This window comes from Lutibacter aestuarii (genome assembly GCF_042676885.1).
Lineage (GTDB): Bacteria > Bacteroidota > Bacteroidia > Flavobacteriales > Flavobacteriaceae > Lutibacter > Lutibacter aestuarii.
Map to the genome: position 1 here is coordinate 200,598 of NZ_JBHTIC010000005.1, position 24,891 is coordinate 225,488.

The 24,891-nt window shown below is 29.5% G+C and carries 14 protein-coding genes; 8 read left to right on the forward strand and 6 right to left on the reverse strand.

Going from position 1 to position 24,891, the window contains the following annotated elements; translation table 11 throughout:
• Nucleotides 1–3 precede the first annotated feature (3 nt).
• Together ACFQZW_RS03485 and ACFQZW_RS03490 are read right to left on the reverse strand one after the other, a co-directional pair.
• On the reverse strand, nt 4–1,884 hold the full coding sequence (locus ACFQZW_RS03485; protein WP_298264319.1) for a sodium:solute symporter family protein: 1,881 nt from the start codon (nt 1,882–1,884) through the stop codon (nt 4–6).
• Between the two features lie 12 nt (nt 1,885–1,896).
• On the reverse strand, nt 1,897–4,149 hold the full coding sequence (locus tag ACFQZW_RS03490; RefSeq protein ID WP_386781475.1) for a GH92 family glycosyl hydrolase: 2,253 nt from the start codon (nt 4,147–4,149) through the stop codon (nt 1,897–1,899).
• Nucleotides 4,150–4,283: 134 nt separating this feature from the next.
• On the opposite strand from ACFQZW_RS03490, the gene ACFQZW_RS03495 reads away from it, so the two are divergent.
• The 4 genes from ACFQZW_RS03495 to ACFQZW_RS03510 all read left to right on the forward strand — a co-directional run bounded on the left by ACFQZW_RS03495 (nt 4,284) and on the right by ACFQZW_RS03510 (nt 9,022).
• Complete coding sequence (locus tag ACFQZW_RS03495; protein WP_386781476.1) at nt 4,284–5,363, forward strand: sensor histidine kinase; 1,080 nt, start codon at nt 4,284–4,286, stop codon at nt 5,361–5,363.
• The gene (locus tag ACFQZW_RS03500) at nt 5,360–6,061 is read left to right on the forward strand and encodes a LytR/AlgR family response regulator transcription factor (RefSeq protein ID WP_298264314.1); all 702 of its coding nucleotides are present in this window, start codon (nt 5,360–5,362) and stop codon (nt 6,059–6,061) included. The genes ACFQZW_RS03495 and ACFQZW_RS03500 overlap by 4 nt, the downstream gene beginning before the upstream one ends.
• Before the next feature lie 111 nt (nt 6,062–6,172).
• On the forward strand, nt 6,173–7,519 hold the full coding sequence (gene trkA, locus ACFQZW_RS03505) for a Trk system potassium transporter TrkA (protein WP_298264312.1): 1,347 nt from the start codon (nt 6,173–6,175) through the stop codon (nt 7,517–7,519).
• A 3-nt stretch (nt 7,520–7,522) separates the two neighbouring features.
• Nucleotides 7,523–9,022 carry a TrkH family potassium uptake protein gene (locus ACFQZW_RS03510; RefSeq protein WP_298264310.1) on the forward strand — a complete coding sequence of 500 codons (1,500 nt, stop codon included), beginning with the start codon at nt 7,523–7,525 and terminating at the stop codon, nt 9,020–9,022.
• A 7-nt stretch (nt 9,023–9,029) separates the two neighbouring features.
• Here the strand turns inward: ACFQZW_RS03510 and ACFQZW_RS03515 are convergent, their stop codons facing one another.
• From ACFQZW_RS03515 to ACFQZW_RS03530, 4 genes are all read right to left on the reverse strand, one after another.
• A complete protein-coding gene (locus ACFQZW_RS03515) occupies nt 9,030–9,347 on the reverse strand; it encodes a metal-sulfur cluster assembly factor (protein ID WP_372802450.1) in 318 nt (105 codons plus the stop codon).
• Complete coding sequence (locus tag ACFQZW_RS03520) at nt 9,340–10,629, reverse strand: hypothetical protein (RefSeq protein WP_386781477.1); 1,290 nt, start codon at nt 10,627–10,629, stop codon at nt 9,340–9,342. The genes ACFQZW_RS03515 and ACFQZW_RS03520 overlap by 8 nt, the downstream gene beginning before the upstream one ends.
• Nucleotides 10,630–10,633: 4 nt before the next feature.
• Complete coding sequence (locus ACFQZW_RS03525; RefSeq protein ID WP_298285730.1) at nt 10,634–11,173, reverse strand: DUF2249 domain-containing protein; 540 nt, start codon at nt 11,171–11,173, stop codon at nt 10,634–10,636.
• Between the two features lie 114 nt (nt 11,174–11,287).
• Entirely contained in the window at nt 11,288–12,643 is a 1,356-nt protein-coding gene (locus ACFQZW_RS03530; RefSeq protein ID WP_298264303.1) for a UDP-N-acetylmuramate--L-alanine ligase, read from the reverse strand.
• A 174-nt stretch (nt 12,644–12,817) separates the two neighbouring features.
• On the opposite strand from ACFQZW_RS03530, the gene ACFQZW_RS03535 reads away from it, so the two are divergent.
• From ACFQZW_RS03535 to ACFQZW_RS03550, 4 genes are all read left to right on the forward strand, one after another.
• Entirely contained in the window at nt 12,818–15,832 is a 3,015-nt protein-coding gene (locus tag ACFQZW_RS03535; protein ID WP_386781478.1) for a gliding motility-associated C-terminal domain-containing protein, read from the forward strand.
• A 2-nt stretch (nt 15,833–15,834) separates the two neighbouring features.
• Entirely contained in the window at nt 15,835–16,767 is a 933-nt protein-coding gene (locus ACFQZW_RS03540; protein ID WP_298264300.1) for a PorP/SprF family type IX secretion system membrane protein, read from the forward strand.
• A 16-nt stretch (nt 16,768–16,783) separates the two neighbouring features.
• Nucleotides 16,784–18,676, forward strand: a complete 1,893-nt coding sequence (locus ACFQZW_RS03545; RefSeq protein WP_386781479.1) for an OmpA family protein — start codon at nt 16,784–16,786, stop codon at nt 18,674–18,676.
• An 83-nt stretch (nt 18,677–18,759) separates the two neighbouring features.
• Entirely contained in the window at nt 18,760–24,882 is a 6,123-nt protein-coding gene (locus ACFQZW_RS03550; protein ID WP_386781480.1) for an alpha-2-macroglobulin family protein, read from the forward strand.
• The last annotated feature ends 9 nt before the right edge of the window (nt 24,883–24,891 follow it).

Here is a 24,891-nt window from a genome sequence, read left to right on the forward strand (position 1 = left end):
CTATTAATTAGGAAGTTTTCTAACCTTATCTAACCACGTAAATTTAAGTATAATTGAGGTGATTAAAAACACTGCAAATGCTATCCACATTTTAGGATAATCACGAATCATTAAATAAATTGGCAAAACAATCATGCTAGATTGCCATATAATACCAATGACACAATTGAACATATCTGACCAAAATTCAGAATTTTTCTCTGCGGTTTTATCCTCTTTTTTTAACTCAGTTAAAACTGGTTTCCACCAACCCCACGGGTGTACATTTTTATAAAATGATTTTAGTACTTCCATGTTTGTTGGCGCACTTAAATAAGTACCTAAAAAAGAACCTAATAATGAAAAACCAAATATTATTGGAAACAAGTATATTGCAGATAAATTTGATAATTCATATAGGATTGTACCTTCAACAAAATTAGCTTTATTTTGGTCTAATAGAAATTGTAAACTGGCAATAATTAAACCTGCTAACATTCCCCAAAAATACCCCCATCCATTAAATCTCCACCAAACCCATTTTAAAAAATTAGCAGCTACATAGCCTCCAAACAATGCACTTGTTATCCATAAAGTTAATGAGTTGATAGACTCTGCAAAAAAGCCCATAAAAACACCCAAGCCTACTACTAAAAATGAAGCTATATGGCTTGCTTTAATATAATGCTTATCACTTGCCACTGGCTTAAAATATTTTTTATAAATATCATTTACTATATAAGCTGGCCCAGCATTTACAAAGGCAGAAAAAGTGGACATAAATGCAGCTAACAGCCCTGCTAACAATAATCCTTTAATACCAACTGGCACATGAAAATTAATAACTTTAGGAAGTATAATTTCTAAATCTGCCCCTGTTAAATTTGGATTGGCAATCATTTCAGGAGCCAAAACTACAAGAGCAATAACCACTACTCCACCTATCAATAAATATCTTGGGATAAATAATATTAAATTAGTAAACCCAGCCATATATGCTGCTTCTTTTACCGTTTTAGTAGATAAAATACGTTGCATATCAAAACTAGGTGTAGGTCCTGCAATACTTGCAAAAAAGCCTTTAAATAAACTCATTCCTATCAATGCTCCAAACATTTTATAGCCTTCTGAATCTACTAAATCATTAAAGGCTTGATATTTAGAACTATCCCAATGCGGATCTAATTCCCAACTGAAAAATACGTTTTTCCACTCTTCGGAAATTACATTAGCAATTTCTACATCACTAAAAGCAAAAAAAGCATATCCAGCAACTAATACTCCAGCAATTACCATAATTCCGTATTGTAAAACTTCAGTAGCTACAACAGAAAACATTCCTCCTTTAATGGTATAAATTGTAGTAAGAAAAATAATGATTAAGGCATAGGATTGTTCAGAATTAAAAAGTACTGAATTGCCAATTTGCAATGTTAAATCCCAAGGCAAAATAACGGTCATAAATTTACCAACACCTTCAAAAAAATAGGCGATAAACCCTATAGCTGCAACGACTGCAAAAATTGCTACAATTTTATGAGAAGCTCTTCCTGCTTTATCATCTCCAAAACGTGTTAAAATCCATTCAGAACCAGTCATTATATTTGACCTACGTATCCAAACAGCTAAAAACATCATTATAAAAATCTGATTCCATATAGGCCATAGCCACATCAGCATAAAACTTTTAGCTCCGTATAAAAAAAGCCAACCAACCATTAAGGCAGTTCCAGAAATATCAAACATTCCAGAACCGTTACTTAAACCTAAAAAATACCATTTTATATTATTTCCTCCTAAAAAATAAGAGTTTAAACCTTTTGAAGCTTTTTTAGAAACCCATATTCCAACAAATAGAGTTAATAAAACATAGACTACAATTATTGATACATCAATTATATCCATTCTTAAATCTTCTTAATGATTGATTCCCCATTTTTTATTTGGTGTACTTCCCATTATAAATTCCAATACACCTCCTTGTAGAATTTGTTTATGACTTATTGAAGTTTTATTAAATTCTTCTCCATTTAAAGTTGCAGATTGAATATATATGTTCTCATCAGAAGCATTATTAGCTTTTATTGTAAATGAAGTAGTTTCTGAAATTTTAATTGTTGAAGATTTAAACATAGGGCTTCCAATTTGATAGTCTCCAGAAGCTGGACTGTAAGGATACAATCCCATTGAACTAAACACATACCAAGCCGACATTTGTCCACAATCTTCATTACCACTTAAACCATCTGGTGTTGTATTGTATTGGGTTTTTAATATTTCACGAACCCAATATTGTGTTTTCCAAGGTTTATTGGCGTAATTATACATATAAGCTATGTGATGACTTGGTTCATTACCGTGTGCATACTGCCCTATTAACCCTGTGATATCTGCTGAAATATTTTCTCCTGTAATTTCAGAAGATTCAGTAAACAGTTGTTCTAGCTTATCTGTAAATTTATTTTCTCCTCCATGCAATTTAATTAGGTTATCCACATCGTGTAAAACAAACCAACTATGTTGCCAAGCATTTCCTTCTGTATATTCTGCATGTACTCTATGTGCAGAATATTTTGGATCAAATGGTTCTTTCCAAGCATTTCCTTGGTCATTTTTACCTCTCATAAACCCAGTTTCTGAATCAAATAAATATTCATAGGCTTTAGAACGTTGTAAAAAATATTTATAATCTTCCTCTTTCCCTAATTCTTTTGCTATTTGAGCAACACACCAATCATTGTATGCATATTCTAATGTTATTGTTACAGATTCATCTAACAAATTATGAGGAACATATCCATATTTTTTATAATGATTTAGGCCTCTTTCATCTTGCATCATTGTAGTTTTCATAGCTTCATACGCCTTGTTTATATCAAACCCTTTTATTCCCTTTATATAAGCTTCTGCAATTACAGGAATTGAATGATACCCTGTCATAGTATTGGTTTCATTCCCATATAAAGTCCATACAGGCAAAATTTTATTGGTCTCATAATAGGCCAACATAGAATTGATAATATCTGCAACTTTATCAGTTGCTGTAAAAGTTAGCAAGGGGTGTTCGGCTCTAAAAGTATCCCATAGAGACAATGTTGAGTAGGCTGTGTAATCTTCGGCTTTTACAATTTCATCATTTTCTTTTCTAAATTCTCCATTTATATCACTAAAAGTAACAGGGGCAACTTGTGTATGATATAATGCTGTATAAAATATGTTTTTTAGTTCTTCATTATCTGTTTCTACAACAATATTTGATAAATTATTGTTCCATATTTCAGAAGCCTCATTCTTTATTTTTTCAAAGTTGAAATCATCTTTTGATAAATTCTCTAAAGCATTTTTTTCACTTACAGAAGACACTGCAACTTTAACTTGTAATTCATTATTTTCTTTAGAATCAAAATATAATTGAGCAAATGACTTGGTTCCTTCTACTATATTTCCTTCTTTTGTGTAATTTCCATCCTCTGCTAGTTCGAATTTTTCAATAGGTTTAGAAAACTTAGCTACAAAAAACACTTTTTGATTTTTTGCCCAACCTGTACTATTTCTATACCCTGATATAGTTGTTTTATCAATAACATTAATTTTAGAAGCAATTGTTTTATCCCAATTTATAGCAAAACCTAAATCTACAACTACAGACTGCAAATCGTTTTTTGAAAAGGTATATTTATGATACGCTGTTCTTAAATTAGAAGTTAATTCTGCTTTGATATTAAAATCTTTCAGATCCACACTATAATAACCAGGTGAAGCAGTTTCATCGCTATGAGAGTACAGTGATTTGTATGGAACATCATTCCTAGTTTTAACTTCTTTTGCTAAATCTACTTTTTTATTTAGAGGCATTAAACGAATATCTGCTAAGTCGCCAATTCCAGTTCCACTTAAATGTAAATGACTAAATCCAATGGTGATAGAATCAGAATAGTGATAACCCGAACACCAATCCCAACTAGATATTCCATTATCAGGACTTACTTGTAACATTCCAAAAGGAACTGTTGCACCTGGGTATGTATGTCCGTGCCCTCCCGTTCCAATAAAAGGATTTACATATTTTGTAAGTTTAATAGTTGATTCTTTATCTTTCTTAATTGTACTTGTACACGATATAATACTTAATACAATTCCTAATAAAACTAATTTATAGCTATGCTTCATTGTACGTTATTCTATAATTGTAAAATTTGTAATTTTTAATTTAGTTATAAATATTGTTTAATTTTGTGTTTTAAAAAAAAATATTAGACGTACAACGTGTAAAAAGGGTTAAACATAAAAAAAAGTATTAAACAATGTCTAAAATACTACAAAAATTCAATGCCAATTCCTCTAAAGTTAAAGAAATAACTTTAAGGCATCATTTCATTTTTTGGACACTTTACTTTATCTTTAACACACTTCGTTGGGGTAGCTATTTTGATGATTATATTTACTCTTTAAAAACTAACCTTATAGGCTTTCCTATACATATGACTTTATGCTATTTAAACATCTATGTTTTTATGCCTAAGTTTATTTTTAAACGAAAATACTTAACCTATGTAATTCTCTTAATTCTATCATTGTTTATTATGTTACTTGCTAAATTTAACCTTACCTACTACTTAGTTAGTGAGAATGTTTGGCCTGAAGGAACAGAAGTTATAAGCAAGTTAACATTTAATTATTCTGTAGATATGATGATTGGAGAACTCTATGTAATTACATTTGTAACTGCAATTAAAGTAACTATGGACTGGCTAAAGGAACATCGACGTGTAGCAGATTTAGAAAAGGCCAAGCTTGAAACTGAGTTATTATTTTTAAGAACACAGGTTTCTCCTCATTTCTTTTTCAACACCCTCAACAATATCTATTCTTTATCATTAGAATGCTCTAAAAAAACACCTAAAGTTATTCTAAAACTCTCCGATTTAATGAGGTATTTTCTATATGAAACAAAGAAAAATAAACAGAGTTTGGAAAAAGAAATTCTTTGCATTCAAAATTATTTAGATATAGAAAAGATTAGGTTTGATGAAAATCTAGAAGTTGATATGAGTATTTCTGGAGATATTAAAAATAAGAAAATTGCCCCATTACTTTTATTATCTTTTATTGAAAATGCTTTTAAACACGGAGCAAATAAAAATATTGGGAAAATAAAAATCACTATTGATTTTACAATAGACCAAGATTTCCTTTACTTTACCATTTCAAATCCATTACCCGCAAAAACGAATTATAAAAAACAATCAAAAGAGATTGGAGGAATTGGATTAGAAAATGTAAAAAAAAGACTAGCTTTGGGGTATAAAAAAGATGAATACAATTTAAATATTGAAGAAAAAAATAACCTATTTATAGTGGCATTAAAAATTAAATTAAAATGAAAACAACCTGCCTAATAATTGACGATGAGCCTTTAGCTATAAATGTTATAAAAAATCATTTAAAACAATTTAATGATATTGAACTTGTTAATACGTTCAACAATGCAATTGACGCATTGTCATTTTTGAATGACAACTGTGTGGACTTGATTTTTTTAGACATAAATATGCCATTATTAGATGGTCTAAATTTTATAAAAACATTAGAAAACAAACCTCAAATAATTATTACTACTGCACATACTGAGTTTGCTGTTGATTCCTATGAATTAGATGTTTTAGATTATTTAGTAAAACCAATTGCTTTTCCAAGATTTGCAAAGGCTATTAACAAAGTATTTAAAATTTTAAATGCAACCAAAATCAATATTCAAACTAAAGAAAGACCTTATATTTTTGTTAAAATTGACAAAAAGAAAATGAAGAAAATTTATTTAGATGAAATTTTAGTCATTGAAAGCTTAAAAGATTATTTAAAAATAACAACTTTAAATAACAAATACATCATTCACCAAACATTATGTAGTTTTACAGATCAGTTACCTGAAGATAATTTTATTAGAATTCATAGATCTTATACAATTGCTATTGATAAAATTGACACTATAGAGGGAAACAGTGTTGAAATTGGTGGAATCCGATATCCTTTTGGAAGAACTTATGTAGAAGAAGTAAAACATAAAATTTTAAATTCTTAAGATTTTCAGTAATTATTATTTCAAACGTCCATAAAAACCAAATAATCAACACTTTAAAAAAAGTAACAAATTTTAAAATAAGTATAATATCTTTGTACCAAATTTTTTAACATGAAAATTATTATTGCAGGTGCGGGAGATGTAGGTTTTCATTTAGCAAAACTTCTTTCTTATGAGTCTCAAGACATCTATTTAATTGATACTGATGCTGAACGACTTGAATATGCCAGCAACCATATTGATGTAATTACAAAAAAAGGCGATGCAACTTCTATAAAGCTTTTAAAAGAAATTAACATTGATAAAGCAGATATTTTTTTAGCAGTAACTGAATCTCAAAACACCAATTTTATGTTAGCCGTAATTGCTAAAAAATTAGGTGTTAAAAAAACAATTGCTAGAATTTCCAGTCATGAATTTACTCAAAACTCTGAAATAGATTTTAGTGAATTAGGTATTGATAGTATGATTTCTCCAGGTGAATTAGCTGCTGATGAAATTAAAATGTTATTACACCAATCTGCATTTAATGATACTATTGAGTTTGAAAATGGAACTCTTAACATCTTAGGAAGCACTTTAGAGTATAACTCACCATTAATTAACTTAACTGTTCAAGAAGCTCGTGAACGGTTTTCTGATGTAGATTTTATTACCATTGCAATTAAACCTGAAAATAGCGATGAAACTATTATCCCAAGAGGGAATTCTATTTATAGAGCTTACGATCAAATTTATTTTTCAGCTCCCCAAACTAGTATAAAAAAATTATACAAGCTTATGGGTAAAACTCAGTTTGGAGTTAAAAATGTAATGATTTTGGGTGCTAGTAAAATTGGTGTTAAAGCGGCAAGAAATTTATGTGATAGTAATTTCAATATTAAATTAATTGAAATTGATAAAGAAAGAGCTAAAGATGTTGCAGAAAAATTACCCAATGCTTTAATTATTAAAGGTGATGGTAGAGATGTAGAACTTTTAGAGGAAGAAAACATTGCCGAAATGGACGCTTTTGTTGCTGTAACTGGAAATTCCGAAACCAATATTATGTCATGCTTGGTTGCCAAATCAAAAGGTGTAAAAAAAACAATTGCTTTAGTTGAAAACATGGATTACATCAATATTTCACAAACCATAGGAATTGACACTTTAATTAATAAAAAATTACTAGCAGCCAGCGCCATTTTTAAACATGTTAGAAAAGGAGAAGTTTTAAAATTAGCAAACTTACATAATGTAGATGCCGAAGTTTTAGAATTTAAAGTAAAAGAAAACTCATCAGTAACAAAAAAATTAGTAAAAGATATAAAATTGACAAAAAAAGCTGTCTTTGGTGGAGTAATTAGAGATGGTGTAGCGCACATGACCTTTGGTGATTTTCAAATTTTAGCTGGAGATAAAGCAGTTGTTTTCTGTTTGCCAGAGGCTATTCATAAAGTTGAAAAACTATTCAATTAATTTATGAAGCAGTTTAACATAAAAATTATCATTAGTTTTTTAGGCTTAACATCTATGTTAAATGGTGTTTTTATGCTTATTGCAGTTCCTTTTAGCATATACCATAATGAACCTGAACAATTGGGAATTCTACAGGCTGGTTTAACAACAATTATTATTGGTTTTCTACTTTGGTTTTTTAATAGAAATGCAAAGAAAAATTTAGGTAAAAAAGAAGGATATTTAATTGTTACTTTGGGGTGGTTAATGTTGTCATTCACTGGAACACTTCCCTATGTTTTTACAGGTGCAATTCCAAATTACACCAATGCTTTTTTTGAGACAATTTCGGGGTATTCAACAACTGGATCTTCTATTTTAACTGATATCGAATCTATGCCAAAAGGAATTCTGTTTTGGCGAAGTGCCACTCATTGGATTGGAGGTATGGGTATTATTGTTCTTACCGTAGCTATTTTACCTTTATTAGGCATTGGTGGTATGCAGTTATTTATGGCAGAAGCTCCAGGTCCATCAGCTGATAAAATGCATCCAAGAATAACTGAAACTGCTAAAAGATTATGGATTATTTACTTTTCTTTAACCTTTACAGAGTTTTTCCTACTTAAAATTGCTGGAATGACATGGTTTGATGCAATTAATCATGCAATGGCAACAATGAGTACTGGAGGTTTTTCAACTAAAAATGCAAGTGTAGCTCATTATAATAACTTTCCAATAATACAATACATTATTACATTTTTTATGTTTGTTGCAGGAACTAACTTTATACTTACCTATTTTGTACTAAAAGGAAAAGTTAGAAAGGTACTCAATAGTGAAGAGTTTAAATATTTCTTTTTTGGCATTTTAGGATTAACCATTATCATAACTTTTTTAATAGTTAATCACCAAGATCCTAACTTAGTAACCACAGTAAATCACCCTAAACCTTGGGGAGAAACTGAAAGTGCTTTTAGACATGCAATATTTCAAATAACTTCTGTACTAACCACCACAGGTTTTGTTACTGCAGATTTTACAATGTGGAATTCATTAGCAACCATGCTTATGTTTTCCTTATTCTTTATTGGAGGTTCTGCAGGTTCCACAAGTGGTGGGGTAAAAATTGTGAGGCATATTATTATGATAAAAAATAGTTTGCTCGAATTTAAAAAACAATTGCACCCTAATGCTATAATTCCTATAAGGTATGATGGCAATCCAGTACCAAAAAATATTGTTTATAATATTCTTGCTTTTTTTATTTTGTATATGGGTATTTTTATTACTGGATCTATTTTACTTACCTTATTTGGACTCGATTTTCAATCTGCTATGGGAGCAGCCACTTCTTCACTAGGTAATATTGGTCCAGCAATAGGCTCAGTAAGCCCGGTTGATAATTTTGAGCATTTATCAATTCCTGCAAAATGGCTTTGCTCATTTTTAATGCTAATTGGAAGATTAGAACTATTTACGGTTTTAGTATTGTTTACTCCTTTTTTTTGGAAAAAGTGTTAACCACATTTTACAATCCTAAAATTTTTCTTCCCTCTTCACTTACCATTGTGTTATTCCATTGAGGATGAAAAACAACATCAATTATGGTTTCAAAATTGGGGTGTTTTTGCTTTATAGTTTCTTTTATATTTGAAATAATTGTTTCTCCTAATGGACAAGCAGGTGTAGAAAATGTCATAACAATATTAATTTTTTTATCACCATCATAATACAATTCATATATCAATCCTAAATCAACAATATTAATTTCTATTTCAGGATCCATAACTGATTTTAGAAGTTCTAAAGTTTTTAATTCAAATTCGGTAATTTGTTGTTTATTCATTTTCAATAGGTTTTACTTTATGTAAAATAATTTTAAATACGTTCATCATATACAAAACACTTACTAATAACAGTGTAAAACACCCTAATTTAACTATAATTTCTTGATTCAATAAAACCCCTATTGGAGTTAGTATGATAAATATTAAATACAGGTAAAATTGAATTGAAGCTATTCTGTTAGAGTATAGTTCTCGTGGTAATGGTGTTTTTATTTTACCAACTAATTTTTTATACCTATCAAGCCAAATAATAAAAGGAAGTGTTTTATAAGTTTGACCTAAAATTAAAGTTGTTATAAATCCAAATAAGATTGAAAATCCGTAAAATATTGTTATACGAGAAAGCAATTCAAATTGAATATTAAATCTTAAAATTAAAACACTACTTATAACTATTGGTAATAAAATTGAAGCAATTGCTATCATAGAGTATTGCATACCAACATCTAATTTTTTACGCATTCTTTTTTTAAATGAATCAAAAATAAAGGACACAAAAAACAAAACTCCAAAAGCAATTAAAAGCCAATTTATATAAATTAAACTTGAAACATTTATAAAAAACCCATTTAAAATAAATAATAACAACCCTATATTTATAAAGTAAAATGAAGCCTTTAGCTTGTTTTTATTTAATTCATGTGAAATTAAAAACATTGGAATTAAAGTAGAACCTACCCCAATAATTAATAATAGAAACCACCCTACTAAACCAACAGTTGCATGTATTTTTAGATAATGTATATGAGTTTCATTAAAAAAATTAAATTTAAAATTTAAAGCGACTAAAGTTCCTAAAATTTCTGTTATCAAAAGCCAAATAATTGCAGCAACCACTAACCTAGATGACCAATTTTTTATAGCTGATTTTTGGTGAGAAAGTAAAACATTGACTACAAACAGCAGTAATGAAAAAAACATACATAAAGATGCATAAGGCAGCAATATGGTGTAAGAAGCCACCCAAAAAGAATAACACAAAAAACATACGCTAAATACTGAAATCCAAAATGTAAACTTTGCTAATTTTTCACTAAACAAAGTAGTTTCGAATACCACTGGTATTAATTGATATAAAGCCCCAAAAATAATCATAGTAGCCCAGCCTAAAACTCCCATATGAGTGATCGCCACCAACTTATTATTAAAGTAAACTTCTAACAAGTTTGAGCTTGATAAAAATAGCATTACAGCCAGTAAAAAAAAGCTTATGGCTCCAAAAATAAAATGAGGAACAACCACACTACTATTTGGAGCGTTATTTGTTTTTAAGCCATTCAAAGCATTATTTTTTAAAAATTAGTAACTGTATATGAGTTAAAGATTTTTTATGAAATAATATTTCAAACCCTCTTTCTTCTAATTCAGGCAATAAAAATTGTGGTACTTTTTTATGGTCCACAAACAGCGCAAAACTTTCAGGTAAATGTTCTAACTCCTCTAAAATAGCAGTCATTGGTTCTGGCATTTCTAAATGACGAACATCTATACTTTTCAATTTACCAATAAAAGATTTATAACAAGCTTCAAATTTTAAGCTTTCTTCTACATTCTTATTCTCAAAATTTGAAGTAAGCACTTCCTCTTTTTTAAAAAAAGTATGATAAACTCCAATTTCAGGTTGCTCTGTCCAAGATTTATAACCATTATTTTCTAATTTATTGATTAGAGGAATTGGCTGAAATGTATTAATAATTTGAAGTGTTTGTCCTTTTTCTAGCTTTTGAACCACAGCCATAATTTCATTAAAAGGATCATTGCCATTTGCTAAAATTGGTCTTACATCTAAACAAACCGTTAAATTATCTTTTGAAATTGATTTCATAAAAGTTTTTTTAATTAATAAAGGATAAATTTATCCTTTATCAAAAGTACTTATAAAATTATTATTATCATAATTTAGATTAAATAAATTTAAACGCTTATGACAGTTGTCATATTAAGCTAAAAGCTCTTTGAATTTTTCAAAATCTAAACCTCCATAATTTCCTGAACTCATTAAAAGTAATGCTGTGTTCTTAAAATTCTGATTAAACAGAAAATCTTTAAATTCTTTAGGGTTGGTATACACAATTAAATCACTTCTATTAAAGGCTTTTTTTATTTGTTCTTCAGTTACTTTTTCAAGTTTTTTAATTTCTAAAGCATGTGGAGAATAAAAAACAGCTGCAATATCTGCACTTTCCAAAGCACCTTCGTATTCCCTTAAAAAATTTGCATTTAGGCTACTGTAAGTGTGTAATTCTAAACAAGCTAATACGGTTCTATCAGCATACTGATTTTTAACAGCCTTAGTAGTAGCTTCTACTTTACTTGGTGAATGTGCAAAATCTTTAAAAATTACAGTATTGTTATTTTCAGCTATTTTTTCAAGTCTTTTACTTGCCCCTTTAAAACTTGAAATTGCTTCATAAAATTCATCTTCACCAATACCCATATGCTGACAAATCCATTTGGCACCTGCCATGTTTTGTAAATTATGTTTTCCGAAAAATTCTAAAGGCATTTCTCCATCAGAAGTTTCAATAAAAGTAGTTCCATTTTTTATTTTGTAATCTGGAGTTTTATAAGGATATTTTTTAATAGGGTTTTCAGATTCTTCAACTACTTTTTTTACTAGTTCATCCTCTTCATTATACACCATAATCCCTCCATTAACTAATGAATTTGTAAATATTGAAAACTGTTCTACATAATTATCAAAAGTTGGAAAAACATTAATATGATCCCAAGCAATTCCACTTAAAAGTGCAATATTAGGTTTATATAAATGAAATTTAGGTCTTAAATCTATTGGACTAGATAAATATTCATCGCCTTCCAACACTATAAATTCATTTTCTGAAGTTAAGTGAACCATGGTATCAAAACCGTCCAATTGCGCTCCCACCATATAATCAACATCCATTTCATGATAATTCAGTACATGCAGTACCATAGAAGTAATGGTAGTTTTTCCATGCGAACCACCAATAACAACCCTTGTTTTATCTTTGGATTGTTCATATAAAAACTCAGGATAAGAATAAATTTGAAGTCCTAACTCTTTAGCCTTTATCAATTCAGGGTTATCAGCTTTGGCATGCATTCCTAAAATTATTACCTCTAATTTATTAGTAATTTTTTCTGGGAACCACCCAAATTCACTAGGTAATAGTCCTCTATCATTTAATCTCGATTTTGATGGCTCAAATATAACATCATCACTTCCTGTAACTTGGTATCCTTTTTTATGTAAAGCTATGGCTAAATTATGCATTGCACTACCACCAATAGCTATAAAATGTACTTTCATTTATTATATAATTTTGCTAGTTCAAATGTACATAAAGTAAGACTAATATTGAAGTACAAATTTATTAATAACCTGTTTATAACTTATTTTTTTTCCTATCTTAATTAAATCTCATCTTAAAAAAAATTCTTATCTTATACTTTATAAAAAAGTATATCAAACTAACTAACTTATATGAAAAAAGAAGAGATTTCTATTTCCTATAAAACTGTATTGCTATTTATATTTATTTTATTATGTAGTAATTTAAATTCAAATGCCCAATGCACAAATGATATCCCCTCTGGTGAACCTATTCAAACTTTTTGTAAAAATGATAACAATACTATAGAAAGCTTAATAGTATCTGGAACTCTTATTGCTTGGTACGATGCTCCTTCTGGAGGAAATGAATATAAGTTAACCGATTTATTAATAGATGACACCATTTACTATGCTGATGATATTAGTAATGGAGGATGTAGCACTAGCAGACTTGCTATTTCTGTAGAAGTTTATGGAGATATTCCAAAAGATGTGGATGTTTTTGTTGGAAAATGTGCTAGCAACAACCCTACAGTAGCAGATTTATCAGCTACAGGAACAAATATTGAATGGTTTGATGCCCAAACTGGAGGAAACCTTTTACCAAACGATGAACTTTTAATTGATGGTAAAACATATTGGGTACAACAAACTGAAAATGGCTGTGTAAGTGATCGATTTCCTACCACGGTAACCATCATTAATCCTCCTCCTCCAACTACTGAACCATTTCAGTCATTTTGTGCTCCTCCAGATCCAACCGTTAGCAACTTACAAGCAGCTGGCACAAACATAATTTGGTACGATTCTGAAACTTCTATTACCCCTTTGTCTCCCGATGAACTTTTAATAAATGGTGAAGACTATTGGGCTGCTGAAATTTCTTTTCCTTGTGAAAGTAGTATTCGTTCTCAAACAATTGTAACAATCGATTCTGTACCTAATTCAGGAGAAAGCAATTCATATATAGTTTGCGAAATTGATTTAGAAACCACTAATTTATTTGAATTATTAGGTGGTAATCCTGAAACTACAGGTACTTGGTCAGGTCCTAGTGAATTATCAAATGGTTATTTAGGTACTTTTGAACCCAATATTAATACTATTGGAACCTATATCTATACTGTTTCAAGTACCTTAGGAGTTTGTCCAAGTAATTCTGCCAGTATCACTGTTAATATTACTGAAACACCACCCCCAACAACAAATTCAACAACACAAACTTTTTGTGAAATTAACAATCCAATAATCGCAAATTTAAACGCAGAAGGAAGCAATATACTTTGGTTCGACTCTGAAACCTCATCAACACCACTAAATCAAAATGAGCCAATTATAAATGGGAAAGATTATTGGGCAAGTCAAACTAATGCATCTGGTTGCCAAAGCAATTCAAGATTAAAAGTTAGTGCTAACATTATAAGTGTTCCTCTACCTACCACCACTGAAACCAATCAGAATTTTTGTAAAAATGACAACCCAACCATTACTAATTTAATTGCTAATGGAACAAATTTATTATGGTATGATACTGAAACATCATCAACTCCACTAAATGAAAATGAGCCAATCATTAATGGGGAAGATTATTGGGCTACACAAACCGATACTAATGGTTGTCAAAGTGCTTCTAGATTAAAAATTATAGCTCATCTTATAGAGGTTGAAACTCCAACAACATCTCAAACAACTCAAACTTTTTGTGAAGTTGATCATCCTACCATTGAAAATTTAAGCATTCATGAAACAAACATCCTTTGGTATGCTTCCGAAACTTCATCAACTCCACTAAATGAAGAGGAACTTTTAGTTGATGGAGCAAATTATTGGGCTGCACAAACCAATTCTAATGGCTGTCAAAGTAGTTCAAGGTTAAAAATTACCGCTTCTATAATTTCAACTCCACCTCCAACAAGTACAGTAATAAATCAGAGCTTTTGTGTTCAAAATTATTTACCAAACAAACCAACCATTGCCAATTTAAATGCTAATGGAACAAATTTAACTTGGTATGACACTGAAACCTCATTAACTCCATTAAATGAAAATGAACTATTAGTTGATGGTGAAGATTACTGGGCGAGCCAAACAAATAATAGTTGTGAAAGCAATAGCAGGCTTCTTGTTAATGTAACTATAATAAACCCAATTGTACCTACAACTTCTGATACAACTCAACTATTTTGTACTGTCAATAACCCTACTGTTGCTAATTTAGAAGCTGATGGAGAATCAATTGTATGGTTTGAAACTGAAAATTCAACAACAGCTTTAAATCCAACGGAATTATTAATCGATGGAGAAGATTATTGGGCCGCTTCCGTAAATGATGCTACAGGATGTGAAAGCACCTCTAGGTTAATAGTTACAGTAAAAATGGTAGAAACAGCTCCTCCAGTAATTGAAAATACCGTACAAACTTTTTGTAAATCTGACAACCCAACTATTACAGATCTTCAAGTTGAGGGCAATAATGTAGTTTGGTATATCTCAGAACATGATACAACACCTTTAAGTGCTACAACAGAATTACTTGATGGTGTTAGTTATTGGGCAGCACAAGTAAATTCATCAACAAATTGTGAAAGCTCCGTAAGGATAGTGACAACGGCTTCCTTAATAAATGTTGAAACACCTACAATTACTCCTTCAGGAAATAAATTCTGTAAAATTAACAACCCTACACTTTTTGAACTTAACTTAAACGTTTCGACAGCAAATGACGGAGAGATTATTTGGTACAATTCATATCCAAATGGATCCATACTTTCAATGTCAGAAATTTTAATGGAAGGAAAAACTTATTATGCTGTTGAGAAAAATGAAAGTGGATGTACCAGTCCAACTCCATTAGCTGTAACAGTAACATTAAACGCTTGTGAAGCGTATGATATTGAAATTTACGATGGATTTTCGCCTGATGGAGATGGGAATAATGACACTTTTCATATTAAATATTTACGAGAACTGTATCCTAATTTTAAGGTAGAGTTTTTCAATCGATGGGGTGCTAAAGTCTATACTTCAAATGCCTCAAAAGTTGATTGGAATGGAAGGCTATATGGAACTGATGAATTGGTACCAACAGGAGTTTACTATTTTATAATTTACTTTAATGAGAGTGCTAAAAAACCAATACAAGGGAGGTTATATATAAGTCGTTAAAAATGAAAAAAATACTTTTAAAATTTATCCTCGTTTTTACAACAATATTTATGTGGTCGCAGCAAGATGCTCAATTTACACAATATATGTACAATATGAGTGTTGTAAACCCTGCTTATACAACAGATAACCTAGGGTTTGTAAACATTGGTGCTTTACACAGAACGCAATGGGTTGGAGTAATTGGAGCACCTAAATCATCAAATTTATTTGTTCATACTCCAATAAGTGAAACTATTGAAGTTGGTTTTTCATTAATTAACGATAATATAGGTGAAGTTGTTAAAGAAAATAATTTGTATGCTGATATTGCCTACAAATTAAATTTAGAATCTCATGGAAATTTATCCTTTGGTTTAAAAATAGGTGCTACGCTTTTTGATGTAGATTTTAATGGTTTTGAATTGGAATCTGGCGATGTTTTTTCTGACCCAAATTTTGCAGATAATATTCATCAATCCTATTTTAACATTGGCACAGGTATTTACTATAACACCCATAATTTTTATTTAGGAGTGTCAGTTCCCACAATTTTAAAAGCTAAACATCTCGATAGAAATAATGGTAAATATAAAGGTACAGAAGAACCTCACCTATTTTTAACAAGCGGTTATGTATTTAAAATTAACCCTCAATTAAAATTAAAACCTGCTTTTATGGCAAAAGCGGTGAAAGGTGCTCCAATAACTATTGACTTTACTACAAATATTTTATTTAATGATAACGTAGAATTTGGTTTAGGCTATAGATTGGAAGATGCTTTTAGTGGGCTTATTAATTTTAAAATTACTCCTGAATTTAGAATTGGGTATGCTTATGATCACACCATCTCTAATTTAGGACCTTTTAATTCTGGATCACATGAATTATTTATGCTATATGATTTAGCAATTATGGGTACAAAAGGATATGATAAATCCCCTAGATTCTTTTAACTAAATGCTCAAAAAAATGAAAAAAATACAGTATATAATTTGGGTGTTCATCCTAATAACAAACTACACAAACGCACAAAATTTAAAACGAGCAAATCATTTATTTGAAACTAGAGCTTATATTTCTGCTGCTGAATTATATTTAAAAATTGAACCTAAAACTCAAGAAATTTTAGAGAGGTTAGGAGATTGTTACTATTTTAACACTAAGATGGAACCCGCTTCTCACTGGTATAAGTTATTATTACAATCGTTCGAAAAAGATGTTAACTCAACCTATTTTTTTAAATATTCACAAACATTAAAAGGAACCAATCAATTAAAAGAAGCTGAGTTATGGTACACTAAATATTTAGAAAAAAAAGAATTAACCAGAAAAAAAGTCACTGAAACTAATACTATAAACGAAAACACCAAAAACACCTATCCAATTACCATTCAAAATGTAACAGCAAATACTATATATTCAGATTTTGGAGCTAGTTTTTTTAATGATAAAATTATCTTTTCTTCAACTAGAAACGAAGGAAACTCCTACCAATGGAATGAACAGCCTTATTTAGACTTATTTGAAGCTATTTTAACTGAAAGCGGTGATATTATTACCCCAAAACCAATTGCAGGAAACATCAATACAAAACTACATGAATCAAATGCAATTGTTACTAAAAATGGTAAAACCATGTATTTTACAAGGAATAGCTTTATCAATAACAAAAAGCAAAGAGACAAGCATAAAGTTACACACTTAAAAATATACAAAGCTCAACTTATAAACAACCATTGGACAAATGTTACTGAGCTTCCTTTTAATAGCAATAATTACTCCATAGAACATCCAGCTTTAAATTATAATGAAACTCAACTTTACTTTTCTTCTGATATGCCTGGCACTATAGGTTCATTTGATTTATTTGTAGTTGAAATTAACAAAAATGGATCTTATGGAAAACCTATAAATTTAGGGCCTAAAATTAATACCGAACAACGCGAACAGTTTCCTTTTATAAGCAAAAATAATATCCTTTATTTTGCTTCTGATGGACATATTGGCTTGGGTGGTTTAGATGTATTTAAAAGTGAAATTATAAATAACAACTTTACAACCCCAGTTCATTTAGGAGCGCCCATTAACAGTAATTTAGATGATTTTAGTTTTGTAATTGATGAAAATGATGAAAAAGGATATTTTTCTTCAAATAGATCAGGGGGTAAAGGCGACGATGACATATACTCATTTACTCAACTAAAAAAATACTATGTTTCTGGACAAGCAAAAAACAAAAATACTCTTGAAATATTACCCGGCTCAACAGTTACTTTGTTGAATGATCAAAATGAGATTATTGAAACCAAAATTACAGAAAAAGACGCCGCTTATTCTTTTGAAATTAAACCAAATAACCATTACAAACTTAAAGGCACATTAAAATTATTTAATCCTGCAGAAGTAAGTTTTTCTACAGATTCCAAAGGAAACATCAATAAAGATATCTTTTTATTACTTGAATCTTATGAAGATGCAGAAAAACAAATTGTTAAAGAAAATGGTAAAACTCAAATAAAAATAAATCCAATATTTTTTGATTTCGACAAGTGGAATATCCGTTCAGATGCTAAAATTGAATTAGAAAGCATTGTAACTATTATGAAAAAATACCCCAATATGGTTATAGAAATTGGTGCTCACACTGATTGCCGAGGTTCCAACTCTTACAATATAGAATTATCACACAAACGAGCTAAATCTGTAAGAGCATATCTTATAAGTCAAGGTATTGCTAATCTTAGAGTTAAATCTGTTGGATATGGAGAAACACAACTTTTAAATCGTTGCTCAAAAGACTGGATGTGTAATGAAAAAGAACATGCAATTAACCGAAGATGCGAATTTGTAATTCTTAACTAAATTCTAGAAAATTTTATTTTTTTTCAATTCAACTTATTTTAGGTATAACTTTTGCTAATTGTATTATTTTAAGTTAATAAATTATGAAAAAAGTTGCACTCACATTAATTACTATTCTTTTATTTTCAAACTTTGCTAATGCTCAAAAAAATGAAGATTATGATGTTTTATGGAAAAGCATTGACAATTTTGAAAAAAAAGATTTACCAAAATCTGCCTTAAAAATAGCTGCTCAAATTTTTGAAAAAGCAGCCAAAGAAAATAACAGTTCACAACTTATTAAAAGCTTACTTTACAAGTCTAAATATGCTTTAATTCTTGAAGAAGATGCTCAATTAAAAATTATTAATAATTTCAAACAAGAAATCTCTACTGTTGAATTTCCTACCAAAAACATTTTAGAAAGTGTACTTGCAAATTTATATTGGCAATATTTTCAACAAAATAGGTACAAATTTTATAATCGTACTAAAACCAATCAAAAAATTGATGCTATAGATTTTAGAACCTGGGATTTAACAACTCTATTTTCAGAAATTCATATGCATTTTCAAAATTCATTAAAAAATGGGTTAATGGCTCAACAAACAACATTGAATAATTTTGATGCTATTTTAAACCTTCAAAAAAATTCAAAAAAATACAGGCCAACTTTATTTGACTTTTTATCATACAATGCTTTAGAATTTTATAAAACTTCTGAAACTTCTATAACAAAACCAAGCTATCAATTTGAAATTAACACTCCAAAATATTTAACTAATTACCAGCAATTTTCAGTTATAGAACTTAACGCAAAAGATTCTTTATCATTAGAATTAAACGCTTTAAAAATCTATCAAAACTTAATAGCTTTTCATATTAAAACCAATAATAAAAATACCTTAATAAGTGCTGATTTAGCCCGTTTACAATTTGTAAAGCAACACGCAACTTTTAATGATAAAAACAACATTTATTTAAAAGAATTACTAAAATTAAAACAAGAGTTTATTAGCGCTGAGGCTTCAACTTTAATTGATTTTGAAATCGCTTCAATTTACAACGAACAAGCCAATGAATACCCTTTAAAAAATAGCCACCAATTTAAAAAAGTAGCAGCTTTAGAAATTTGTAACAAGGCAATTAAAAATTTTCCAAACAGTTTTGGAGCTAAAAAATGTAAGGTTTTAAAACAACAAATAGAAGAAAAAACATTTCATATTCTTGCTGAAAAGTATATTCCTACAAATTTGTATAGTAAAGTACTTGTAACTTATAAAAATGTTGAGTTTTTAAACTTTGCAATTTATAGCATGAATCAAAATGAAATCGTACAATTCAATCAGTTCAATAAAATTGAAGATAAAATTAGCTTTTTCAACAATAAAAAAGCCTCTACAAATTTCGAACAAAAGCTGAAAACTGTGAATGATTATCAAAATCATACAACCGAAGTAATCATTCCACCGCTAAACAATAATAGCTATCTAATTGTAGCTTATAATGGTCAAAACTTACATCAATCTAGCGTTATAGCAACCAGCGTACTTCAAGTAACAAATATTGCTTTAGTACTAAATAATAAAAACGACACCAATAGTTTTCAAGTAATTGATAGAAATACTGGTCAACCACTGGTAGGAGCAAAAGTCCATCTTAAAAATTATAATACTGGAAAATACAACGCTCCAATTAATCGAAAATTTACTACAAACAACCTGGGAGAATTTGAATTTAAAACCAATCAATACCACAGAAATGTGAACTTTTTTATAAGTTTCAATAACGAAGAAGCTGCTTTTAGGGACTATTATCTTTATCACACAAATAATTCTCCAATTAATAAACCTCAAGAAGAAATAACCATTAAACCGTTTCTTTTTACAGACAGAAGTATATACAGACCTGGGCAAACTGTATACTTTAAAGGAATATTTGTAAAAAAAACCAAAGAAAACTCACAAGTTTTCACAAATGAATTTGTTGAACTTATTTTAGAAGACCCTAACGGTCAAGAAATTCAACAATTAGATTTAAAATTAAATGATTTTGGAGCAGTTTCTGGACAATTTATTTTACCAAATAATGGATTGACAGGCCAGTACACCATTTTAATTGACGAAAGTTATAAATACAAAAGTAAATTTTATGATACTGTAGATTTTTACTTTGAAAATGATGAAGCACAAATTTCAGTAGAAGAATACAAACGACCAAAATTTGAAGCATCTTTTCAACCAATAACTGAGAGCTATCAATTAAATAATCAAATTACAATTCATGGAAATGCACAAGCGTATTCAGGAAGTACTATAAGCAATGCCAAAGTAACTTATCGCGTTCATAGAAAAGCTCAATATCCTAAATGGTATTATTGGTATCGTCCAAGTTTTAACACCTCCAAAGCTCAAGAAATTACACACGGCGAAACTATTACCGATTTAGAAGGAAACTTTAATATTACTTTTGAAGCAATTCCAGATAAAAGTATTAACAAAGACAATGCGCCCATATTTATTTACGAAATTACTGCCGATGTTACCGATATAAATGGAGAAACTAGAACTGCAAACACTCAGGTAAAAGTTGGTTACCAAGCACTAACTGCTAATTTAAGTGTTCCTAAAAACATTTATAAAAACAGCAAAACAACCACCATTTTATTTGAAACAAAAAACCTAAATAATCAATTAGTAAATAGTAAAGGAATTTTAAAAATATACAAGTTAAATTCCCCAGAACGTATTTTAAGAAAGCGCCCTTGGCCATCTCCAGATTTTCAACAAATCCCAAAACAAGAATTTGAGCACAAATTTCCACATGAAGCGTATCAAGATGAAAATGATGAAAGAAATTGGCAAAAAGGATCGTTGGTTTTTCAAGAAAATTTTGACACTTCTATAGCTTCAAAAATTGAACTTAAAAAAATAAAAAAATGGCTTCCTGGCAAATATATTGTTGAGATTGAAACTACGGACAAATTCAACGAAATTGTGACTGCAAAAGAAATATTTACCATAAATGATTTAAAGGAAACCAAAGTTGCTGATGCTCAGTTATTTGAAATTTCTCATAACAAAACTAAATATCAACCTAACGAAAATGTATTGTTAAAAATAGGTTCTGCATCAAAAAACATGGTTGTTACTATTGATATTGAAAAAAACAATCATATAGTAAGCACTCAAATTATCCAACTAAATAATACCTCTAAACTTATAAAAATTCCTGTAAGTAAAAATGATGTTGGCGGCTTTGCAATACATTATAGTTATAGCAAATTTAATTCATTTCAACATGGAACTCTACCTATTTCTGTTCCCTTCCCTGAAAAAAAATTAGAAATTGAAACTAGTACGTTTAGAGATCATTTACAACCAGGACAAAATGAAACTTGGAGTTTTAAATTAAAAGGTGAAAAAGGTGAAAAAATTGCCGCTGAATTGCTAGCAAATATGTACGATGCTTCATTAGATCAATTTAAAAATCACCATTGGGAGTTTAATCCAGTTGAACAGCCATACTATTATTCAAGGTTTAACAGAAATGCAAATCGTAGTTTTGGAAACTCTTACTTTAGAATTCTAAATTCTCAGCACTACAATTTTAACTATCCTCAACAAGTATTTGACAGTTTTAATTGGTTTGGGTTTAGATTTGGACGCAACTACAATATTTTAATTAGAGGTGCTAAAGTTGAAACAGATGTTGTAGAAGAAGTTGAAGAAGTTGCATTTGCAATGGATAACAATGCTGAACTTAATGAAGTAGTAGTTACAGCTCTTGGTAAACAACAAGAAAAAGATATTCCTACAAATAGTATAGATATATCGTCAGTTAAAATACGTAAAAACTTTCAGGAAACTACTTTCTTTTATCCACACTTACAAACTGACGATAATGGAAATGTAAGCTTTAGCTTTACAGTGCCAGAAGCCTTAACACAATGGAAACTTCAGCTATTAGCTCATACCAAAGAACTAGCTTATGCAACCAAAAATTTAACTACCGTTACTCAAAAAAAATTAATGGTATTACCAAATCCGCCACGTTTTTTAAGAGAAGGTGATATGGTGCAGTTTTCTAGTAAAATTTCCAATCTGTCAGAAAAAAAATTAAATGGAATTGCTCAACTTATTCTCACAGATGCACTCTCTGGAAAAGAGCTCAATTATTTAATTGAACAAAACAATACAAATCAAAATTTTACAGTTGATAGTAAAGGAAACACTCAAATTAATTGGACGCTAAATATTCCTGAAGAAATACAAGCAATACAATATAAAATAGTAGCAAAAGCAGATGAATTTAGCGATGGAGAACAAAATGTATTACCTGTATTATCTAATAGAATGTTAGTTACTGAAACCTTACCAATGTGGGTAAAAAGTGGTGAAACTAAAACATTTAGCTTAGATAAATTAAAAAACAACCATTCATCAACTTTAAAAAATCATAAATTAACTCTTGAAATTACTTCAAATCCTGCATGGTATGCAGTCCAAAGTTTACCTTATTTAATAGAATACCCTTACGAATGTTCAGAACAAACATTTGCTCGCTACTATGCAAACGCACTTGCAAGTCATATAGCAAATTCGAACCCAAGAATTCAAAAGGTTTTTAACCTTTGGAAAAATAGTGATGCTTTAATTTCAAATTTAGAAAAAAATGAAGCATTAAAATCTATTCTTATTCAAGAAACTCCTTGGTTAAGAGATGCACAGAATGAAACTGAACAAAAAAAGAGAATTGGCTTATTATTTGACTTAAACATTATGAAAAATGAACAAGAAAGGGCCTTAAACAAACTAAAAGAATTCCAATTTAATAATGGTGGTTTTCCTTGGTTTAAAGGAAGTAAGTATCCTAATAGGTATATTACGCAACATATTGTTTCAAGCTATGGTCATTTAAAACAATTAAATGTTGTAGAAAATAATGATACTGAAAAAATGATGCTTAAAGCCATTCATTTTTTAGATGAAGAAATTTTAGATGATTACACAAAGTTACTTAAAGAAGCTGAAAAAATTGGGGATAAAAAAAGTAGTAAAAAAGAAAAGGAAAAAGCGGTTGCCAATTTTTTAAATAAAAATCATTTAACAACCACCCAACTGCATTATTTATATATGAGAAGCTTCTTTAAAAATGTAAAAATAAATGCTAAAGTTAAAACTGCTGTTGACTATTATACAAAGCAAGCTGCCACTTATTGGACAGATTTCAATTTATATTCTAAAGGATTGATAGCGTTAATTCAACATAGAAACAAAAACCCTAAAGTTGCTTTAACCATCTTAAAATCTTTAAAAGAAAATAGCATCTCATCAGATGAATTAGGAATGTATTGGAAAGAAAACTCGAGCAATTTAAATTGGTACCAAGCTCCTATTGAAACACAAGCATTATTAATTGAAACATTTACTGAAATTGAAAATAAAACTACAACAATAGATGCATTAAAAATTTGGTTGTTAAAAAACAAACAAACCCATAGTTGGAAAACCACAAAAGCCACAACTGAAGCCATCTACGCTTTATTATTGCAAGGAAGTGAATGGTTGTCTGTTAATGAAAATATTAAAGTTAAAATTGGTGAAAATATAATTGAACCTACCAAAGATGAAAATATTTCAATAGAAGCTGGAACAGGGTATTTTAAAATCTCTTGGAATAGTCATGAAATTACTCCAACTATGAGCAAAGTAACATTAACCAAACAAAATAATGGCATTGCTTGGGGTAGTTTGTACTGGCAATATTTTGAAGATTTAGATAAAATTACTTCGGCTGAAACAGCTTTAAAATTATCAAAAAAAATCTTTCTAAAATCTAATACAGCTTTTGGAAAAGAATTAACAGAAGTGACCCAAAACTCAACTTTAAAAGTTGGTGATTTAATAACAATTAGAATTGCATTAAATGTAGATAGACCAATGGAATTTGTACATTTGAAAGACATGAGAGCCAGCGGTTTGGAACCCATAAGTATACTTTCACAATATAAATGGCAAGATAATTTAGGATATTACCAAAGCACCAAAGATGCTTCAACCAATTTTTTTATAGAATATTTGCCAAAAGGAGTGTATATTTTCGAATATGACTTACGTGTCAACAATGCAGGTAACTTTAGTAATGGTATTACAACTATTCAAAGCATGTATGCTCCAGAATTTAGTAGCCATAGTAAAGGTGTTAGAATAAATGTAGTTAATTAAGAATAACGA

Coding starts and splice junctions, on each gene's coding strand:
- ACFQZW_RS03535 (WP_386781478.1), top strand. CDS start 12,818: ATGAAAAAAGAAGAGATTTCTATTTCCTATAAAACTGTATTGCTATTT.
- ACFQZW_RS03495 (WP_386781476.1), top strand. CDS start 4,284: ATGTCTAAAATACTACAAAAATTCAATGCCAATTCCTCTAAAGTTAAA.
- ACFQZW_RS03550 (WP_386781480.1), top strand. CDS start 18,760: ATGAAAAAAGTTGCACTCACATTAATTACTATTCTTTTATTTTCAAAC.
- ACFQZW_RS03530 (WP_298264303.1), bottom strand. CDS start 12,643: ATGAAAGTACATTTTATAGCTATTGGTGGTAGTGCAATGCATAATTTA.
- ACFQZW_RS03500 (WP_298264314.1), top strand. CDS start 5,360: ATGAAAACAACCTGCCTAATAATTGACGATGAGCCTTTAGCTATAAAT.
- ACFQZW_RS03525 (WP_298285730.1), bottom strand. CDS start 11,173: ATGAAATCAATTTCAAAAGATAATTTAACGGTTTGTTTAGATGTAAGA.
- ACFQZW_RS03545 (WP_386781479.1), top strand. CDS start 16,784: ATGAAAAAAATACAGTATATAATTTGGGTGTTCATCCTAATAACAAAC.
- trkA (WP_298264312.1), top strand. CDS start 6,173: ATGAAAATTATTATTGCAGGTGCGGGAGATGTAGGTTTTCATTTAGCA.
- ACFQZW_RS03515 (WP_372802450.1), bottom strand. CDS start 9,347: ATGAATAAACAACAAATTACCGAATTTGAATTAAAAACTTTAGAACTT.
- ACFQZW_RS03510 (WP_298264310.1), top strand. CDS start 7,523: ATGAAGCAGTTTAACATAAAAATTATCATTAGTTTTTTAGGCTTAACA.
- ACFQZW_RS03490 (WP_386781475.1), bottom strand. CDS start 4,149: ATGAAGCATAGCTATAAATTAGTTTTATTAGGAATTGTATTAAGTATT.
- ACFQZW_RS03540 (WP_298264300.1), top strand. CDS start 15,835: ATGAAAAAAATACTTTTAAAATTTATCCTCGTTTTTACAACAATATTT.
- ACFQZW_RS03485 (WP_298264319.1), bottom strand. CDS start 1,884: ATGGATATAATTGATGTATCAATAATTGTAGTCTATGTTTTATTAACT.